At 41.1% G+C, this 16,521-nt stretch carries 20 protein-coding genes and 1 pseudogene; 11 read left to right on the top strand and 10 right to left on the bottom strand.

Features of this window, described 5'->3' with window-relative positions; genetic code table 11:
- Positions 1-3 precede the first annotated feature (3 nt).
- Positions 4-579, bottom strand: coding sequence for a YufK family protein (locus WFH04_RS11635; protein WP_336824225.1), 576 nt, complete (start codon positions 577-579; stop codon positions 4-6).
- Positions 580-749: 170 nt separating this feature from the next.
- On the opposite strand from WFH04_RS11635, the gene WFH04_RS11640 reads away from it, so the two are divergent.
- The 7 genes from WFH04_RS11640 to mnhG all read left to right on the top strand — a co-directional run bounded on the left by WFH04_RS11640 (position 750) and on the right by mnhG (position 6,645).
- A complete protein-coding gene (locus WFH04_RS11640; protein ID WP_336824226.1) occupies positions 750-3,158 on the top strand; it encodes a Na+/H+ antiporter subunit A in 2,409 nt (802 codons plus the stop codon).
- A complete protein-coding gene (locus WFH04_RS11645) occupies positions 3,145-3,567 on the top strand; it encodes a Na(+)/H(+) antiporter subunit B (RefSeq protein WP_336824227.1) in 423 nt (140 codons plus the stop codon). Before WFH04_RS11640 ends, WFH04_RS11645 begins: the two co-directional genes overlap by 14 nt.
- Complete coding sequence (locus tag WFH04_RS11650) at positions 3,567-3,908, top strand: Na(+)/H(+) antiporter subunit C (RefSeq protein ID WP_336824228.1); 342 nt, start codon at positions 3,567-3,569, stop codon at positions 3,906-3,908. Before WFH04_RS11645 ends, WFH04_RS11650 begins: the two co-directional genes overlap by 1 nt.
- Positions 3,901-5,379, top strand: a complete 1,479-nt coding sequence (locus WFH04_RS11655) for a Na+/H+ antiporter subunit D (protein WP_336824229.1) — start codon at positions 3,901-3,903, stop codon at positions 5,377-5,379. Before WFH04_RS11650 ends, WFH04_RS11655 begins: the two co-directional genes overlap by 8 nt.
- A gap of 153 nt (positions 5,380-5,532) precedes the next feature.
- Complete coding sequence (locus tag WFH04_RS11660; RefSeq protein ID WP_336824264.1) at positions 5,533-6,012, top strand: Na+/H+ antiporter subunit E; 480 nt, start codon at positions 5,533-5,535, stop codon at positions 6,010-6,012.
- Complete coding sequence (locus tag WFH04_RS11665) at positions 6,009-6,290, top strand: Na(+)/H(+) antiporter subunit F1 (protein WP_336824230.1); 282 nt, start codon at positions 6,009-6,011, stop codon at positions 6,288-6,290. Before WFH04_RS11660 ends, WFH04_RS11665 begins: the two co-directional genes overlap by 4 nt.
- Complete coding sequence (mnhG, locus tag WFH04_RS11670) at positions 6,274-6,645, top strand: monovalent cation/H(+) antiporter subunit G (protein ID WP_336824231.1); 372 nt, start codon at positions 6,274-6,276, stop codon at positions 6,643-6,645. The genes WFH04_RS11665 and mnhG overlap by 17 nt, the downstream gene beginning before the upstream one ends.
- 45 nt (positions 6,646-6,690) lie before the next feature.
- Here the strand turns inward: mnhG and WFH04_RS11675 are convergent, their stop codons facing one another.
- From WFH04_RS11675 to WFH04_RS11685, 3 genes are all read right to left on the bottom strand, one after another.
- Entirely contained in the window at positions 6,691-6,918 is a 228-nt protein-coding gene (locus WFH04_RS11675; RefSeq protein WP_336824232.1) for a hypothetical protein, read from the bottom strand.
- A gap of 159 nt (positions 6,919-7,077) precedes the next feature.
- The gene (locus WFH04_RS11680; protein ID WP_336824233.1) at positions 7,078-7,488 is read right to left on the bottom strand and encodes an NUDIX hydrolase; all 411 of its coding nucleotides are present in this window, start codon (positions 7,486-7,488) and stop codon (positions 7,078-7,080) included.
- Between the two features lie 73 nt (positions 7,489-7,561).
- Complete coding sequence (locus tag WFH04_RS11685; protein WP_336824234.1) at positions 7,562-9,070, bottom strand: leucyl aminopeptidase; 1,509 nt, start codon at positions 9,068-9,070, stop codon at positions 7,562-7,564.
- A 157-nt stretch (positions 9,071-9,227) separates the two neighbouring features.
- On the opposite strand from WFH04_RS11685, the gene WFH04_RS11690 reads away from it, so the two are divergent.
- The gene (locus WFH04_RS11690; RefSeq protein ID WP_336824235.1) at positions 9,228-9,704 is read left to right on the top strand and encodes a divergent PAP2 family protein; all 477 of its coding nucleotides are present in this window, start codon (positions 9,228-9,230) and stop codon (positions 9,702-9,704) included.
- A 201-nt stretch (positions 9,705-9,905) separates the two neighbouring features.
- Here the strand turns inward: WFH04_RS11690 and WFH04_RS11695 are convergent, their stop codons facing one another.
- From WFH04_RS11695 to WFH04_RS11715, 4 genes and pseudogenes are all read right to left on the bottom strand, one after another.
- Complete coding sequence (locus WFH04_RS11695) at positions 9,906-10,178, bottom strand: YuiB family protein (RefSeq protein WP_381480639.1); 273 nt, start codon at positions 10,176-10,178, stop codon at positions 9,906-9,908.
- Between the two features lie 143 nt (positions 10,179-10,321).
- A pseudogene (locus WFH04_RS11700) lies at positions 10,322-10,769 on the bottom strand (NUDIX domain-containing protein).
- Between the two features lie 525 nt (positions 10,770-11,294).
- On the bottom strand, positions 11,295-12,512 hold the full coding sequence (locus WFH04_RS11710) for an NAD(P)/FAD-dependent oxidoreductase (protein ID WP_336824239.1): 1,218 nt from the start codon (positions 12,510-12,512) through the stop codon (positions 11,295-11,297).
- A 211-nt stretch (positions 12,513-12,723) separates the two neighbouring features.
- Positions 12,724-13,089, bottom strand: coding sequence for a HesB/IscA family protein (locus tag WFH04_RS11715; protein ID WP_336824240.1), 366 nt, complete (start codon positions 13,087-13,089; stop codon positions 12,724-12,726).
- A gap of 125 nt (positions 13,090-13,214) precedes the next feature.
- Between WFH04_RS11715 and WFH04_RS11720 the strand changes: the two genes are divergently transcribed.
- Positions 13,215-13,898, top strand: coding sequence for a DUF2225 domain-containing protein (locus WFH04_RS11720; protein ID WP_336824241.1), 684 nt, complete (start codon positions 13,215-13,217; stop codon positions 13,896-13,898).
- A 68-nt stretch (positions 13,899-13,966) separates the two neighbouring features.
- Here the strand turns inward: WFH04_RS11720 and WFH04_RS11725 are convergent, their stop codons facing one another.
- Positions 13,967-14,203 carry a NifU family protein gene (locus WFH04_RS11725; protein ID WP_336824242.1) on the bottom strand — a complete coding sequence of 79 codons (237 nt, stop codon included), beginning with the start codon at positions 14,201-14,203 and terminating at the stop codon, positions 13,967-13,969.
- Between the two features lie 85 nt (positions 14,204-14,288).
- Between WFH04_RS11725 and WFH04_RS11730 the strand changes: the two genes are divergently transcribed.
- On the top strand, positions 14,289-14,618 hold the full coding sequence (locus WFH04_RS11730; protein WP_336824243.1) for a YuzD family protein: 330 nt from the start codon (positions 14,289-14,291) through the stop codon (positions 14,616-14,618).
- 89 nt (positions 14,619-14,707) lie between these two features.
- On the opposite strand, the gene WFH04_RS11735 is transcribed toward WFH04_RS11730, so the two are convergent.
- Complete coding sequence (locus tag WFH04_RS11735) at positions 14,708-15,772, bottom strand: NAD(P)/FAD-dependent oxidoreductase (RefSeq protein ID WP_336824244.1); 1,065 nt, start codon at positions 15,770-15,772, stop codon at positions 14,708-14,710.
- A gap of 507 nt (positions 15,773-16,279) precedes the next feature.
- Here WFH04_RS11735 and WFH04_RS11740 point away from each other — a divergent pair.
- Positions 16,280-16,516 (top strand): YuzB family protein, encoded by a 237-nt coding sequence (locus WFH04_RS11740; RefSeq protein WP_336824265.1) that lies wholly within the window; start codon positions 16,280-16,282, stop codon positions 16,514-16,516.
- Positions 16,517-16,521: the final 5 nt, after the last annotated feature.

The raw sequence follows: 16,521 nt of genomic DNA on the forward strand, positions 1-16,521 counted from the left end.
ATTTCAAGCTGTCTTTTTCAATTCAAACGGTAAACTTGCAAGTACACCGTTGTACAATTTCAATAAAATATAAATAATTACGGATAATAGGACGCTCCAAACCATTATTTCGAAAACCATCAACCCAATTGTATTCCCTATTGTCATATATTTGCTCAATATGTACACTACAAATACGAAATAAACGAATGTTGTCAATAAAAAAAGAATGATGAGCACTTTCAGTGACTGAATGCCCGCGACAGAAGCGACAGCCCCGAAAAAATAGATCAAATTTCCACTTTTCGCCTTGCTATAGGACTCGCCCATCGCATCTTTTGAAAAAAAGAGCATCGCCGTTTCGTGAATCGTTTCCGCTATTAACTTCATTGCCGAAAATACCATAAAAAAAAGTAAAGCATAGATGATCAACAGAAAAATCCGAAGCTGGACATCCGTCAAAAACTCCCTCATTCCTGCGTAAAGACCAATCTGTTTAAATAGATTCACCGAAAAACCGACTAAATAAACCCCAAATGTCAAACTGAAAAGGGAGATTGTGACAAATGGCAAATAACCGAACACATAAGGATTTCTCATTTTGCACCCCGATAAACGTTTTCTCCGATTTATTTTCACTCTCTATAATATAGGAAGAGATTCGATTCACGCAACAAAGTTAGTGAGTAAGCCATGCAAACCCGTTCATTTTGCGTTATACTTTTACACAATGCAAAGAATAATAATTCAATGTTGGAAGGAGGATTTACTTGGAATTTGTACTTTTAATATTCCTGCCTATTGTGGCTGCTATTTTCATTCCTTTCCTCTTTAGAAAAATGAAAGGCATACATACTGGTTGGTTTGTACTAAGCATTCCTGTACTGTTATTCATTTATTATGCAACATTTATCCCTACTACGATGGATGGTGGACATGCAATATCTGAATTGCAATGGATCCCTTCAATGGGCATCTCGTTTGTCTCCTATTTGGATGGGCTAAGTTTATTGTTTACTTTGCTTATTACGGGAATCGGCTCTTTAGTCGTGCTCTATTCAATCTTTTATCTCGATAAAAAGAAGGAAAAATTAGGGAACTTCTATGTCTATCTTCTACTTTTCATGAGCGCAATGTTAGGTGTTGTACAGTCGGATAATGTCATTTCCCTGTACTTGTTCTGGGAACTGACATCCATTTCATCATTCTTGCTGATCGGTTATTGGTATACGCGCGACGGCTCACGTTTCGGCGCTCTGAAATCGATGATGATTACTGTGTTCGGCGGATTGATGATGTTAGGTGGATTTACATTGCTTGGCATTATGGGCGATACTTTTTCAATCCGGGAGTTGATTGCAAACTCGGATGTACTTTTTAACCACGAGTTCTTTACGCTTTCTCTTATTCTGATATTGTTGGGAGCGTTTACAAAATCTGCACAATTCCCTTTTTATATTTGGTTGCCCGATGCAATGGAGGCACCAACGCCCGTCAGTGCATATTTGCACTCTGCTACGATGGTAAAAGCAGGAATCTACTTAGTTGCACGGTTTACGCCGATTTATGCAGCATCTGAATTATGGATTTGGCTCGTCACCGGCATTGGCCTATTAACTTTATTTTGGGGCTCTTTCTTTGCCGTGAAACAAGTTGATCTGAAAGCGATCTTAGCCTTCTCAACGGTCAGCCAGCTTGGACTGATTATGTCGCTTCTTGGTGCAGGAGCAATTACGTTCCATTCGGACGAACAGATTTTTACATTTGCTATGTTCGCTGCTATTTTCCACCTGATCAACCATGCGACATTTAAAGGCAGTTTGTTTATGATTGCAGGTATCGTTGATCATGAAACTGGGACGAGGGATATACGGAAATTAGGCGGATTAATGAGCATCATGCCAATCAGTTTCACAGTTGCCTTCATTGGTTCCATGTCAATGGCTGGTTTGCCGCCTTTCAATGGCTTTTTAAGTAAAGAGATGTTTTTGCAATCGATGCTTGCAATTGGGCAATTTAATTTGTTCAACTTTGACACGTGGGGCTTCTTATTCCCTGTCATAGCTTGGATTGCAAGTGTGTTCACATTTATTTATAGTTTCTATTTTGTGTTTAGGACATTTGCAGGCAAGAAAAAAGCAGAATCCTTGCCGAACGAACCGCATGAAGCACCATTTGGCATGCTTTTATCTCCAGTTATTTTGGCGGTTCTTGTCATTACTATTTTCTTCATACCTAATCTAGTTGGTAAATGGCTTGTGAAGCCGGCTGTAATGGCCGCTCAACCGTATGCATTTGAACATCCATCAGAAGTCGCCATTCATGTATCGGCATGGCACGGATTTGCTTCTGCGGAATTATGGATGACGATCGGTGTCATTGTTGCTGGTACATTATTGTACTTATCATTGTCAAAATGGCAAAAGTACTATTCTATACAACCCGATTATCTTTCATTGAACGCTTTCTACGATGCAACGATGACCTTTGGAGAGAAAGGCATGAACCGTCTTTCACGCTCCTATATGACCGGTTTAATTCGGTCGTACTTACTTTATATATTCGCTTTCATTTCGATTATGATGATTGTGGTATTGTTCATGAAGGACGCCTTTGCTGTCGATTTCAGCAGTTTCTCGAAAGTGAGTATGTATGCCGCGTTGAATGGAGTAATTCTGTTGTTAGCCGTCATTTTTGTGTTACTTTCGAAAACACGCCTCGGAGCGATTATTTCATTAGGTGCGGTCGGCTATTCAGTTGCTCTATTTTTCGTCATTTTCAAAGCTCCAGATTTGGCTTTGACGCAATTAGTTATTGAAACCGTGTCGGTAGCCTTATTCATGTTGGCATTCAAACATTTGCCTGCCTTATCCGACCACGGAGAAAAGAAGCAAACAAAATTGGTGAATGCGATTGTCGCTTTAGGTGTCGGTGTAACAGTTACATTAATGGCATTGTCAACGCACTCTCAAAAATTTGTTGAGTCCATTTCACAATATTATAAGGACACCGTCCATACAGAAGCTGGCGGGGGCAATATCGTTAACGTTATACTTGTAGATTACCGTGGATTCGATACATTATTCGAAATTGCTGTTCTATCAATTGCAGGTATCGGAGTTTTAGGTATGATTAAACTTCGTTTGGCAAGAAAGGAGAAATTAGATGAGGACAAATGACGTCATATTACAGACGACAACGAAAGTCGTGTTTTTCATCATCTTTCTTTTTTCGATTCATATTTTCTTTGCAGGGCACTATACACCCGGGGGCGGATTTGTAGGCGGTCTTCTGACGACAGGAGCAATCGTCCTTCTGCTCCTATCATTCGATTTAAAAACTGTACAGAAGGCATTGCCATTTAATTTTACGGTCGTTACGGCGATCGGCCTCCTACTGTCTTTAGGCACTGCCGCAGGTTCCATATTTTTTAACGTTCCATTCTTCACCCATGCTTTTGACGACTTCAATTTGCCTTTATTTGGGGAAACTTCTCTCCATACGGCGATGATTTTTGACGCAGGTGTTTATCTCGTCGTCGTCGGCTCTGCTATTACTATTATTCAAGCGATCGGAGGGGATTCATAATGGAGTTTTTAATGGCCATTTTGATCGGGGTCCTATTTACCGCCGCGGTCTATCTAATCCTGTCAAGAAGCTTGCTTAAAATCATTGTTGGAACAGGTTTGTTAAGCCATGGTGCCCATCTTCTTATTTTAACAATGGGCGGCTTAGGTGGAGCTTCACCTCCCGTCCTATTGGAAGGCGTGACGGATTTTGCGGATCCCCTTCCACAAGCGCTCATTTTGACTGCCATCGTAATTAGTTTCGGTGTGACGGCATTCATACTCGTCATGGCCTACCGTGCTTACGCCGTGCATAAGACTGATAATATGAATCTGATGAAAGGAAATGACGAACATGATTAACTTGCTTTTATTTCCGATCATTCTGCCATTCCTTTTCGCGATTCTTCTTTTATTTTTTAAAGAGCAAGTCAAGACGCAACGGGTATTGACTGTGATCGGTTTGCTTATAAGCCTTTGTTCTTCGTTCTACTTGATTTGGACTATAAAGCAGGAAGGGATACAAACGGTCACTTTAGGAAGCTGGCCTGCACCTTTTGGAATTACGATGGTATCTGACATGTTTTCGGCCATCTTAGTGACAACAACGTTGCTCATCACTTTCTTTATCGTTCTGTACAGCTTTCCTACGATTGGTAAAGGACGCGAACAATACTTTTATTACCCTGCAATCCTCTTTATGATTACAGGTGTGAATGGTGCGTTTACAACAGGCGATATTTTCAATATGTTTGTCTTTTTCGAGGTTCTGCTCATCGCATCTTACTTACTCATCGTCTTAGGCGGTGAAAAGAAACAGTTGCGTGAATCGATTAAGTACATAATTATTAATGTTGTCTCATCCGCTTTATTTGTCATTACAGTTGCAATGCTCTATTCCGTTGTAGGGACGTTGAATATGGCCGATATAGCTGCCAAGATTGCTCAAATCGAACAACCTGCCATCATTTCTGTCATTGCGATATTATTGCTCATCGTATTCGGCATTAAAGGTTCATTGTTCCCGCTTTATTTTTGGCTTCCAGGATCGTATGCTGCACCTCCTATTCCTGTATTATCTTTGTTTGGTGCATTGCTTACGAAAGTTGGTATTTACGCGATTATGCGGACGTACACTTTGTTTTTCGTGCATGACATGGCCTTTACGCATGGGATTTTGATGGCTTTATCCATTCTGACAATTATCGCAGGATGTATCGGCGCCCTTGCTTATTTTGATTTAAAACAGATCATTATTTACAATATCGTCATCGCAGTAGGCGTTATTCTCTACGGTGCGGCTCAAATGAATGAATCCGGTCTGTCTGGTGCAGTATTTTATCTCGTTCATGACATGTTGATCAAAGCGGCGCTATTCCTGCTGATCGGCATGATCATTTATGTAACCGGGACATCGAATTTAAGGAAAATGGGCGGATTGATGAAAACACATCCTGCCTTGGGCTGGTTTTATTTAATTGCAGCTTTCGGATTAGCGGGTATTCCGCCACTGAGCGGCTTCATAGGAAAATTGCTCATAGTACGCGGAGCTTTTGAAGCAGAGCATATTTGGGGCAGCATTATTATTTTGCTATCGAGCCTTATCGTGCTGCTATCAGTTATTCGGATTTTCATTTATGCGTTCTGGGGAGAGCCACAGAATCTGCCGAAAACGAAAACGAAGCCTTATGTACAAATGATGATTCCTACGCTTTCATTAGTATTGCTATCCGTTCTGTATGGAATCGGGGTAGAATGGTTCGCTCCATATATAGCTGATGCCACGGACGTATTACTGCAACCATCGATCTATATTGACGCAGTGCTAAAGTAAACTTTCATTAGTGGACATTGCTCATTAATTGATAGTGGTACAAATCGGGCATTGCCGAACTGTTGCCCCTTCTTACAATCTATCGGTGAACAACGGCTTATAAATTGAGAAGGGGAGCAGTTAATGAATGCGAGGATAAAGGAGTTGATGTCGATGGCCTTTCAAATATTATTGAATTTCTTTGTAGCTGTTGTATGGATGTTCATGAATTCTTCATTCAATGCAACTACATTCATTATTGGTTATTTAATCGGATTGATACTGATTATAGTTGCAAGACGTTTCTTTCCTTCCAGGTTGTATATATGGCGGCTTTGGGCGGCAATTAAACTGACATTGTTATTTTTCAAAGAATTGACTTTATCAAATCTATCCGTTTTATCGCTCGTCATTAAGCCGAAATTGGATATTCAACCAATGATTTTTGCAATGCCGACCGATTTAGACCATGATTGGGAAATTACGCTTTTATCGAGTTTGATCACGTTAACACCAGGAACAATTGTGTTATACGTTTCTGACGATCAAAAGACATTGTACATCCATTCGATCGATGTAGATGACGTGGACGAAGCAATCTGGTCAATCAAAAATTCTTTTGAGAAAGCGATTATGGAGGTGAGCCGGGCATGACAGTTTTTATATGGTGCAGTCTCATCTTCGTTATTTTGTCGATGTGCGGAATTATGTACCGCGTCTTCAAAGGGCCGTCCGTTCCAGATCGGTTGATTGCTCTTGATGGTATCGGAGTTATGCTCATTTCATCGATTGCTCTCCTGTCGATTCTTTTTGATACTCCATTTTTTATCGATGTTATTTTATTGATTGCGATTATGTCTTTCATCGGAACGGTTTCCTTCTCCAAATTCATCGAGAGAGGAGAGATTATCGAACGTGAACGTCCTCACTAATATTTTAATAATTGTCCCTATCGTAGTCGGTGTATTGTTCACGATTGTGACAATGATCGGTATTTTACGGCTGCCAGATGTATATACGCGTGCTCATGCAGCTTCGAAAAGCGCCACATTAGGCGTTCTAAGTATTCTATTAGGCGTTTTCTTTCATTTTTGGTTGAAGGAGGGGCATTTCAGTATACAGCTCCTCTTAGGGATCCTTTTCCTCTTCATCACATCGCCGATTGGAGGACATCTAATGGGGCGTGCGGCATATATGTCCGGCGTCAAACCTACTGATCGTACCGTCGGTGATGATTTAAAAGAAGTCGTTGCTGAAGCGACGAAGAACAAACAATTAAAGGATTAAAAAACACACCCGCTGTTCCTAACGAAAGGAACCGGGTGTGTTTTTTTAATAATACGGAAATCCAAAAGGTGAATAAAATGGATATGGTGAAAATCCACCGTAAAATGGAGAAAAACCACCATAATTATATGGATAAGAAGGGAACAATGCATTCCCGAGGAAACCGCCTACCAATCCACCTAAAAATGGTCCTCCAAATCCAAAACCGAATCCATCATAACCTCCAAATCCACGACCATAAGGTCCTCTGCCAAATCTGCCATACCGTGGCATTCGTCATCCCCCTTTCTCACCTATCCTATTCGAATCGGGCGGTATGTAGAGGGGCGAATGCCCATTCTTGCACAATTAGGTTCACTTTCTGGCAACATCCCTGCGAATCCTATTCGTTCCACTATTTTTTCTATGAACTACCGTACATTTAGTATAAACTTACCGTATTCCTTGATTAAAATAAGGTGCATTACCTGACAAAACTTTATGAATGCCATTTAAATAAGGTGCCCTTCGTTCAACTTGATCCATATCGACCCACTCAATATCGAATATTTCTTCAGGCATTTTAATTTCCTCGTTACCACTAATGATCTTTCCTTCAAAAGTAAAGAAAATCGCATGATGATTCCGCTCTGAGAACTTTACTTCGTCAATGGCCATGATATTTCCTATTTTAATGATTAAGTTCGTTTCTTCATATGCCTCGCGTACTGCAGCCTCTGCTAAAGTTTCTCCCTTTTCTACTCTTCCCCCAGGAAAAGACCAATGCCCCTCATGGTTTTCAACCATTAATACTTGACCCTCACTATTTTGTATAAATGCATAGACAACTTTTATTTCCTCCAAAAAATCTCCCCCCAAAAAAACATCCGCTCGTTTTGTAATGACCAACGAACGGATGTTAAACATTTCATTTACTTTATGATTGCTCTTTCTCAGCCATTCTCTCGATGAAAGTAGCCAAAGTACGTACCATTACCCCTGTGCCGCCTTTTGGACCTAAATCATGGGGTGCTGACGCATCGGACGTCCCAGCGATATCTAAATGAATCCAAGGTGTATCCTCCGCAAATTCACCGACGAAACCACCACCAAAGATCATATGGCCATCTCTTCCAGGAGAGTTATTTAAATCGGCAACTTCACTTTTGCGGATTCTCTTTTTATCGTTCTCAGTTAAAGGCAGTCTCCAGACGAACTCTCCAGTTTCTAACGATGCTTCCATGAATTCTTCGAAGAACGCTTCATTATTCGTCAAAGCACCCGTTTTATCATTGCCTAACGCAACAATAACACCGCCTGTTAAAGTAGCGATATCAATGACATAGTTTGCTCCGGACTGCTTCGCGTACGTTACAGCATCAGCTAACACCAATCTGCCTTCCGCGTCCGTATTCAATACTTCAATCGTCTTGCCGCTTAAAGATGTAATGACATCGTCCGGCTTGAAAGCATCTCCGGAAATCATATTGTCAGTCGAGCCGATAACAGCAATAACGTTTTTAGAAGGACGCAGCTCTCCGATAATTTGCATTGCTCCTAAAACAGCTGCAGCGCCTCCCATATCACCTTTCATGCCGACCATGCCTTCACGAGGCTTCAATGAATAGCCACCTGTGTCATATGTAACTCCTTTGCCGACAAGCCCGACAACATCTTCCCATTGATCAGTGCCCGCATACTTCATTACAATTAAACGCGGCTCTTCAACAGACCCTTTATTGACTGCTAAGATGGCACCCATGCCTAACTCTTCCATCTCTTTTTTACCTAATACCTCAATTTCAAAATCGTATTTTTCCGCCAATTTTGTCGCATAATCTGCCATTTTGGTAGCTGTCAGCATATTCGGAGGCAAGTTCACTAAGTTTCGAGCGGAATTGACAGCTTCCGCATATGTCTTCCCAACTTCAAATGCCGCTTTCATCTCATCCTCATCAGCGTTCGTTAAAAAGGATAATGTTTCGAGAACAACGTCTTTTTCATTTGAATCTGTTTTGTAGCCTTCAAACTGATAGCTGCCGAGGCCAATCCCTTCAGCTGCTGCAAATACGACATCCTCGCATTTTACATCTTCATTCGTAAAAGGCGATGTCCAAACAGCGACTGAAGAAGCTTTTACATTTTTAAGTTCTTTTCCTGCTGCTGCAAATATTTGCCGCAAGCGGTCCTCCGTCAATTTTTTAGAAGGTCCAAGGCCAACAAACATTACACGGTCATATCCGTTCTTTTGCAACGAAGGCATTTTAACGATCTTTTTAAATTCGGTCTGAATATCCCCAGACTTAATCCAATCAATCAGTCGCGGACTAAAAGATTCCTCAAATACCGACCATCCTGTTACGTTCTCTGGATGCTCAGGTACCCCTACTAACAGTACATCACATTTGATTTCATTGAAGTCTGGCTGTAGAATATTTGTTTTCATTTGACAACCTCCCACTTTTCATTCACCTTTATTATATCTTAAACTACCGCTGAACAAAAAAGAATTATTCGAACTTCGGAATATCCTTTCACATAGTGCGATTGATGGTATAATAATTATATATTTTTCTACTTTTTCAAAAAGGAGTGGATGATCGATGGCTCTTTTTCAAAATACTCCGCTCCTAGCGGCATTATTTGCGATTTTCTTCGCTCAATTTGTAAAAATTCCTATCCATTATCTGTTTTCAAAGAAGTTAGATTGGAAATTAATGACTTCGACAGGGGGTATGCCAAGCTCTCATTCCGCCGCCGTGTCTGCATTGACGACAGCTGTAGCCTATGAGGCGGGACTGGATTCGACATTGTTTGCCATATCTGCCATCTTTGCTGTCATCGTTATGTTTGACGCGACAGGGATACGCTATCAGGCGGGACAACAGGCTCTGATCATTAATCAAATGCGAATTGATTTTCAAACATTTGTGCAAGAGATGAAAGGCTGGTCACATAAAGACGGCCAGCAGAAAATACAAGAGCTAAAAACGCTATTAGGGCATAAGCCAAGTGAAGTATTTGCCGGTTCAGTAACTGGCATTCTTATCTCAGTGATTACGTACTCATTTATCATTTAAGGTATTTAGCAAATTAAAAACGGTGTACCTATAGACAATTTGTCTTCGGTACACCGTTTTTATCAAACACCTCATAATTGTATCTGAGTTTAAACGAGCCTGTTACCATTCATTCAATTAGAAAAACGTAACATGCGCTTGCTGCATTCACCTTATCGATCTGCACTCGTATTAAAAAATGAGCGTTCAGCCAATATTATTTTAAAACATTTGATAACCTTGTTTTCGCAATGCTTTTATCACAAATCCAGATATAATCGCTCCAACCAATCCGCTTAACAAAATGATAATGTCGACAGCATGTAGGGAAACTATTTTATCTCCAAGTAGACCGAAAGCATACTTCGGTTTTGTGAAATATTCAAATACACGCACATCATCAATGATCAAGACGACAACAATTGGATATAGAATCGCCATTAGCCATGTCATACGAAGCAGCATATTCAACAAGAAGCCGATGCCGAAAAACATGACAATGAAAATAAGGATAGATAAAATGACTTCCACTAGTGAAATTTGTCCCAAGTCGACTACCTCCGTTTTCCACTCAACATTTTACAGGAAGAGATGAAACCTTTCAATAGAACGCACGTAAGGTCATTGATTTGTCAAAACTATTTCTTGAAAAGCAGCTTATAAGAAGTATAGCCGAACCAATCCCCAGGATTTATTTCATTCATTTGATATAATCCTGATTCGATCGCCTCATCTGCTATTTCACGAATCATTGCCGACACATTCGGATCCTCCTTAAGCTCAAAAGGCGTTTTCCAAGCGACTTCTGAAATCTCATTGACGTCAGGTGCAAATTGTTGCTCCTCGTTCTTCGGACGCAGTAAAAATATCGCTAAATGATCACTGATCTGTCCATTTAATACACCAGTGCGAAAACCGATCATTCCTTCCAAATTGCAATCCACACCTGTTTCTTCCTTAACCTCTTGGAATCGCAGCGGCATCGGCTGTTTCTCCACCATCTACAAACCCTGCAGGAAAAGACCAGGCCCCTTTTAAGCCCCCATATGTTTTACGAACGACTAGCCATTCTCCCATGCGGTTCATCACTAAGCCTGACGCGCCAAGCCATACGTTCCCACGCTTCGCAGTCGGCACGGAATCACCTCCGAAAAAAGCATCTGCCAATAAAATAGGCAGATGCTCAGCTTGTTGACAAACGCTCGCATACGGCGTTGCTCGTCTCGCTCGTCCCCTCATGAACCTCAAGTTCTATTCGGGTCTTCGCTCGACTTCGCGCGGGCTCGCGGGAAGCGAGTCATGCAACCGTTGCCAATCGAACGGCGAAGGGTTCGATTGGCCGTATTTCTGCGTTCTTTGCAGAAATTAAGGCACCTCTAGGACGTGGCGTTCTTAGATTGCCTTCCTTGGCAAGCGTTTTCAAGTCAAGCTGGGCAAACACCTATCTAGTGGCTACAATCCTTAAAAAGACTGTAGACAAAGTAAAAAGATACTTTGTCTACAGTCTGAGCATCTGCCAATAAAATAGGAGATGCTTTAACGTCATTCAATATCTGTTAGCCTCTCACTTCAAAGAGTGGACTAATAGGCTATACATTAGTTTAAGTCACCTTACTTTAGAAGATTGAACTTACCTTTTTTCAATGTTAAACCGACGCCACCAATCATGAAGAGCGCACGATTATCAACCATTTTCTTCATGAATGAAGCTTTCTTGCCAGTCATTTTCTTGCCGAAAGCCACTCCAATTGCATCGTCATCGCCCAATGATGCAATGCTTCCTTTCAAATCAGGAACGAAATCGGAAGTACGTTCGCCTTTCATCAAAGCGATAATATTATTTGCACACATATCCCCTTGTTGCATCGCAATTTGTGCAGTTGGAGGATAAGGACGATTCGTTTCTTCATTGATCATCAAAGCGCAGTCACCGATGATGAATACGTCATCATGCCCTGGAGCACGAAGATCTTTTTCGACTTTGACACGGGCACGCATGTTTTCGATGCCAGTCTCTTCAATGAGACGGTTGCCTCGAACACCCGCTGCCCATACGACTGTACCGGCTTTGATGAACTCGAATTCATCTTCGCCTTTTTTAATTTTAACGCCTTCAGGAGTCGCTTCTACAACTGGCGTTCCAATTGAGAATTCGATTCCTTTCGCTTTTAATTGTCTAACTGCATAATCAACTAATTCTGGGTCGAAGCCAGGCAATACCATTGGAGCTGCCTCTACACAGATGACACGAACCTTTTCTTGTGGTACATCAAATTCTTTGCAAAGCTCAGGAACTCTGTTGCCTAATTCTCCTAAGAATTCGATACCAGTGAAACCAGCTCCGCCGACAACGATTGTCAAACGGCTATCATCTTTCTCATCTTCAAGAGACCATGTTGCAAATTGATATTCAATATGCTCGCGAATTTGACGTGCTGCATTTACGTTCGCAATCGAAAGTGCGTACTTGTCCAAGCCAGTAATACCGAACGTTTCACCTTCGAAGCCTAAGGAAATGACAAGGTAGTCATACGTATGTGTACCGACGTTAGTAGTTACGACCTTACCTTGTATATCGATCGCTTGTACTTCCGCCTCGATAAATTTCACTTTTCCTTCGTTGATGACAGATTTAATTGGATAACGGACTTGTTCAGGAGACAATGTCCCTGCCGCTGCCTCATGTAACCAAGTAGACTCGTAGTGATAATCATGTTTATTGATCAATACGATATCTGCTTCGTCTGCACCTACTGATTTTTGCAAGTTGACGACTGCTGATAAACCGCCGTAACCCGCACCTAATACTAAGATTGTCGGTCTTTTCACGAAAATCGAAACCACCTTTGAATTTATTATGTGCCGGGCCCGATTAAAAGTCGGTTATATGACGATTTACTCAGTCCTGGCCTTTGTCTCTCTTCGACAAACTTCTACTATATAATAGTAGCCTTTTTATAAGGGGTTTTCAACACTTTAACGTTAAAATAACCATTTAAAAAGGAAGGGAAAATCCCTTCCGTCCTATGCTTTCTACTTTTCAATCACAAGCTTCTGGTGTTCCAACCTTTTTCGCCGTTCTAAAAGACGTTCCACAGCCACAAGAAGCGATTGCATTTGGATTGTCGATCGTAAAGCCTCCGCCCATTAAGGACTCTTTATAATCAACTTTTGTTCCTTCTAAAATGGCCGCATCATCCTTGGCGACGACTATTTGTATACCATGCTGCATGAGCAAGTGGTCTTCATCCGATTTTGTTTCTTCGAATCCTAATCCGTATGTCAGTCCGCTGCATCCTCCACCGTTCACTGCGACCCGGAGATATGAACCTTCCTCTCCGTTATGGGCCATCATCTCTTTCACACGGAAAGCCGCAGCTTCAGTAAGTTCAACATATTGTGTCATTTACATCCACCTTCCTGCTTTTTTTTCTATCATATCAATCATTTTGTCAATTACGCAATAATATTTGCTCATAAACATCAAAGATGCGCTATAATAAGACGATTAGTACGAAAGGATGATGTCACATGAATATAAGTCCTACTTATGTCAAGAATGTTGAATGCTTGAACTGTAGGGAGAAATTTACTACAACAAAAATCAGATCAAGATTTGTCCGCGTTGCCAAGCATGATAGTGACTTCAAACCCGTTTATTCTGACCCAGATATCCACCCGCTTTATTACAATGTTGCTGTATGTGAGCATTGTGGGTTTTCATTCACAGAGGAGTTCTCCAAATTCTTTCCAGCCGGCACAAAAGATGAAATTACTAATACAATTACTTCCCTTTGGAGCGGAAGATCTTTCGGGAATGAAAGAACGATTGAAGAAGCGATTGAAACGTATAAATTAGCTTATTTAAGCGCTACTATTAAGAAAGAGAAGCCCCTGACAATGGCGGGGATCACTTTACGCTTAGCATGGCTCTACCGAGAAAAAGGGGATCAAGAGGAGGAAAAGCGATTCACTTCCATTGCACGGGACTTGTACACCGAGGCTTTTAGCGAAGGTGACTTTGTAGGCACTCAAATGTCCGAGATGAGAGTCCTCTACATGATGGCCGAATTATCCTATCGAATCGGCGATCAGGAATCGACAATCCGCAATCTATCCCGCGTCATTGAAAGTCAACGAACATCTACAGAGCCCCAAATCATTGAAATGGCAAAAAATAGATGGCAAGAAATTAGAGAATTGAGTGCGCAATGAACCCTTTCACCATATAAATAAGAAAAGGCTGTCCTGCAAAATGCGCATAGGACAGCCTTTTCGATTAATTAAAATACTTGTTCAACTTCCACTACACCAGGAACTTCTTCTAACAATGCACGCTCGATTCCCGCTTTCAACGTAATTGTAGAGCTCGGGCAAGTACCGCATGCGCCTAATAGGCGAAGTTTTACAACGCCCTCTTCAATATCGACCAATTCACAGTCGCCCCCGTCACGTAATAGGAAAGGACGTAATTTATTTAAAACTTCTTGTACTGGTTCCATCATTGCTGTATCATTCATTGTTTTATGTCTCCCCTTTCTTTATACTAAGTATAAACTGGATTCATTAAAAAATCCAATATAGAATAGGAAAGGGAATGATCACGTGGAGAAACAGAGGGTGAAAATTGAAATTTATGGTGCAGATATTATATGTGCAAGCTGTGTCAACGCCCCTTCATCAAAAGATACTTACGAATGGCTACAAGCCGCAATTGACCGTAAATACCCGGATCAGCCATATGCTATCGAATACATCGACATCGAATCGGACATAACAGATGAGAGACAGAAAGAGATTGCCCAACAAGTGTTGGATGACGAATACTTCTATCCTTTAGTCATGATTGAAGATGAAGTTGTAGGGGAAGGATATATTCAATTAAAGCCTGTTTTTGCTGAGTTAGAAAAGCACGGTTTTGTCGTGCAAGAATGATAATGAGAGTACTATAATTGAGAAAAACTCCCTCTTACAAAGATGAATGAGGGAGTTTTGTTTTCATATAACAACGTTACTAAACTTAATTAACCATTGTGCCATTTGTACATCCAAAGAACTCCGGATTTCAAAAGTCTTGCAATGCGTCCAGTGACGGTACGATCAGCAAGATAAGCAAAGCCTTGCTTTTTCCCTAATGAACCCATAAATCCTTTTAACTTAATTTCAGGCATCTTTTCGGGTAATGCTTCTCCGTTCCAAATATGGCGAAGCACTTTGACAATCTGCTCAGCTTGTTCCTCTGCCAATTGGGCGCTTGGAGCGTGTGGAAGGGCTGCATTGTCACCAACGACATAGACGTCTGTATAATTTGGAACTTGGTGGTACTGATTTAAGACGATACGGCCTCTATCTTGCTCAATGTCCAATTCACGTACAATGGATACAGATTGAATGCCAGCTGTCCAAACGACAGCATCCACCATGATTTCATCCTCATGATTATAAAGGGCGTTTTCTTCAACTCTTGTAATATTCGAATTCGCGATCACTTCTACATCATGTTTATCGAACCAGTCTTTTACATAATTACTTAAACGCTCAGGGAAGTCTTTCAAAATCCTTGGGCTTCGATCAAATAGTTTGATCTTCAAATCAGGCCTACTCTCCCGCAATTCGCTCGCAAGTTCAATCCCGCTCAAACCTGCTCCGACAATTCCGACGGTTGCGCCTCCGCCTAAGTCCAATAGCTTATTATACGTGAGTCTTGATTTTCCGATCGTTTGGATACTGTTCGTATACTCGGCCGCCCCCGGTACATTATGGTAATTATCCTCACATCCGAGTCCGATTACCAATTCATCGTATTGAACTGCCTTGCCGTCCCCAAGCTTAATTGCTTTTTCCTCCAAGTCAATCTTGGATACTTCTCCTTCAATGAATTCTAATTGCTCATGTTCTGGCAATGCCACTCGAATATCCGAGTCTGGGGCAGTACCGGCCGCTAATGCATAGAATTCTGTTTTAAGACTATGAAACGGCGTTCTGTCGATGAGCGTAATCTTTACGTCGTCCGGTAAATCCTTATTAAGCAGGCGTAGCAATATACGCATATTCCCATAGCCCGCGCCTAATAGTACAAGTTTTCTCATGACAATCTCCTTTTTTCAATTGCATTTCAGCGTTATTTTGTTCGGATGAACCTCCTTGTTCATTACATCGCGAGTCAACAATGTGCAAATCCCTCTCACAGACAGCACTCTCTTGACAAACCCAATGCATGCCATACAATCATCGATGAATTTCGCAATCGCTCTCAATCCGATCTATGATCGCTCATTAACTGAATTTCTACTAACTGACATCTTGTAGAAGTGTTCTTATGGCATCGCGAACCCTATTCTTTCATCTTAAATTCTACAAACATCCGCCGACGACCTATCTTTATACAAATGATCGTTAAACACATTTGGACTTCCTGAAAAATAACAGTACAATGCTGCTTTTCTCGTAGAAATCTTTCATTGAATAAAGATAAATTAATTTCCGTAGTTTTTCCATCTTCGATTATAACAGTTTGTGAGATATTTCACAATAAGACATGGAAATTGACGGGCGACGAAAAAAAGAGTAGCATGCCAAGTAGCGAGGTGATCATCGTGAATCCGATTGTCGAATTTTGCATGAGTAATCTTGCAAACGGTTCACAGGAAACATTAGAAGCATTAGAAAAAGATCCAAATATAGATGTACTTGAATACGGCTGTTTGAGCTACTGCACAACTTGTGCGGAATCATTGTATGCTCTTGTAAATGGCGAAATTGTTGAAGCGGATACTCCTGAAGAATTAACCGAAAAAATTTATCAATTCATCGAGGAGAACCCTTTGTTTTAAAAGAA

The sequence above is a fragment of the Sporosarcina sp. USHLN248 genome, assembly GCF_037144575.1.
In the GTDB taxonomy this organism is placed as follows: domain Bacteria; phylum Bacillota; class Bacilli; order Bacillales_A; family Planococcaceae; genus Sporosarcina; species Sporosarcina contaminans.

Bases quoted from the DNA above. Each gene is read 5' to 3' on its own strand.
- WFH04_RS11720 (WP_336824241.1), top strand. From the start codon at position 13,215: ATGAATATAAGTCCTACTTATGTCAAGAATGTTGAATGCTTGAACTGT.
- WFH04_RS11715 (WP_336824240.1), bottom strand. From the start codon at position 13,089: ATGACACAATATGTTGAACTTACTGAAGCTGCGGCTTTCCGTGTGAAA.
- WFH04_RS11685 (WP_336824234.1), bottom strand. From the start codon at position 9,070: ATGAAAACAAATATTCTACAGCCAGACTTCAATGAAATCAAATGTGAT.
- WFH04_RS11645 (WP_336824227.1), top strand. From the start codon at position 3,145: ATGAGGACAAATGACGTCATATTACAGACGACAACGAAAGTCGTGTTT.
- WFH04_RS11690 (WP_336824235.1), top strand. From the start codon at position 9,228: ATGGCTCTTTTTCAAAATACTCCGCTCCTAGCGGCATTATTTGCGATT.
- WFH04_RS11735 (WP_336824244.1), bottom strand. From the start codon at position 15,772: ATGAGAAAACTTGTACTATTAGGCGCGGGCTATGGGAATATGCGTATA.
- WFH04_RS11665 (WP_336824230.1), top strand. From the start codon at position 6,009: ATGACAGTTTTTATATGGTGCAGTCTCATCTTCGTTATTTTGTCGATG.
- WFH04_RS11675 (WP_336824232.1), bottom strand. From the start codon at position 6,918: ATGCCACGGTATGGCAGATTTGGCAGAGGACCTTATGGTCGTGGATTT.
- WFH04_RS11695 (WP_381480639.1), bottom strand. From the start codon at position 10,178: ATGTTTTTCGGCATCGGCTTCTTGTTGAATATGCTGCTTCGTATGACA.
- WFH04_RS11635 (WP_336824225.1), bottom strand. From the start codon at position 579: ATGAGAAATCCTTATGTGTTCGGTTATTTGCCATTTGTCACAATCTCC.
- WFH04_RS11650 (WP_336824228.1), top strand. From the start codon at position 3,567: ATGGAGTTTTTAATGGCCATTTTGATCGGGGTCCTATTTACCGCCGCG.
- WFH04_RS11725 (WP_336824242.1), bottom strand. From the start codon at position 14,203: ATGAATGATACAGCAATGATGGAACCAGTACAAGAAGTTTTAAATAAA.
- WFH04_RS11660 (WP_336824264.1), top strand. From the start codon at position 5,533: ATGGCCTTTCAAATATTATTGAATTTCTTTGTAGCTGTTGTATGGATG.
- WFH04_RS11655 (WP_336824229.1), top strand. From the start codon at position 3,901: ATGATTAACTTGCTTTTATTTCCGATCATTCTGCCATTCCTTTTCGCG.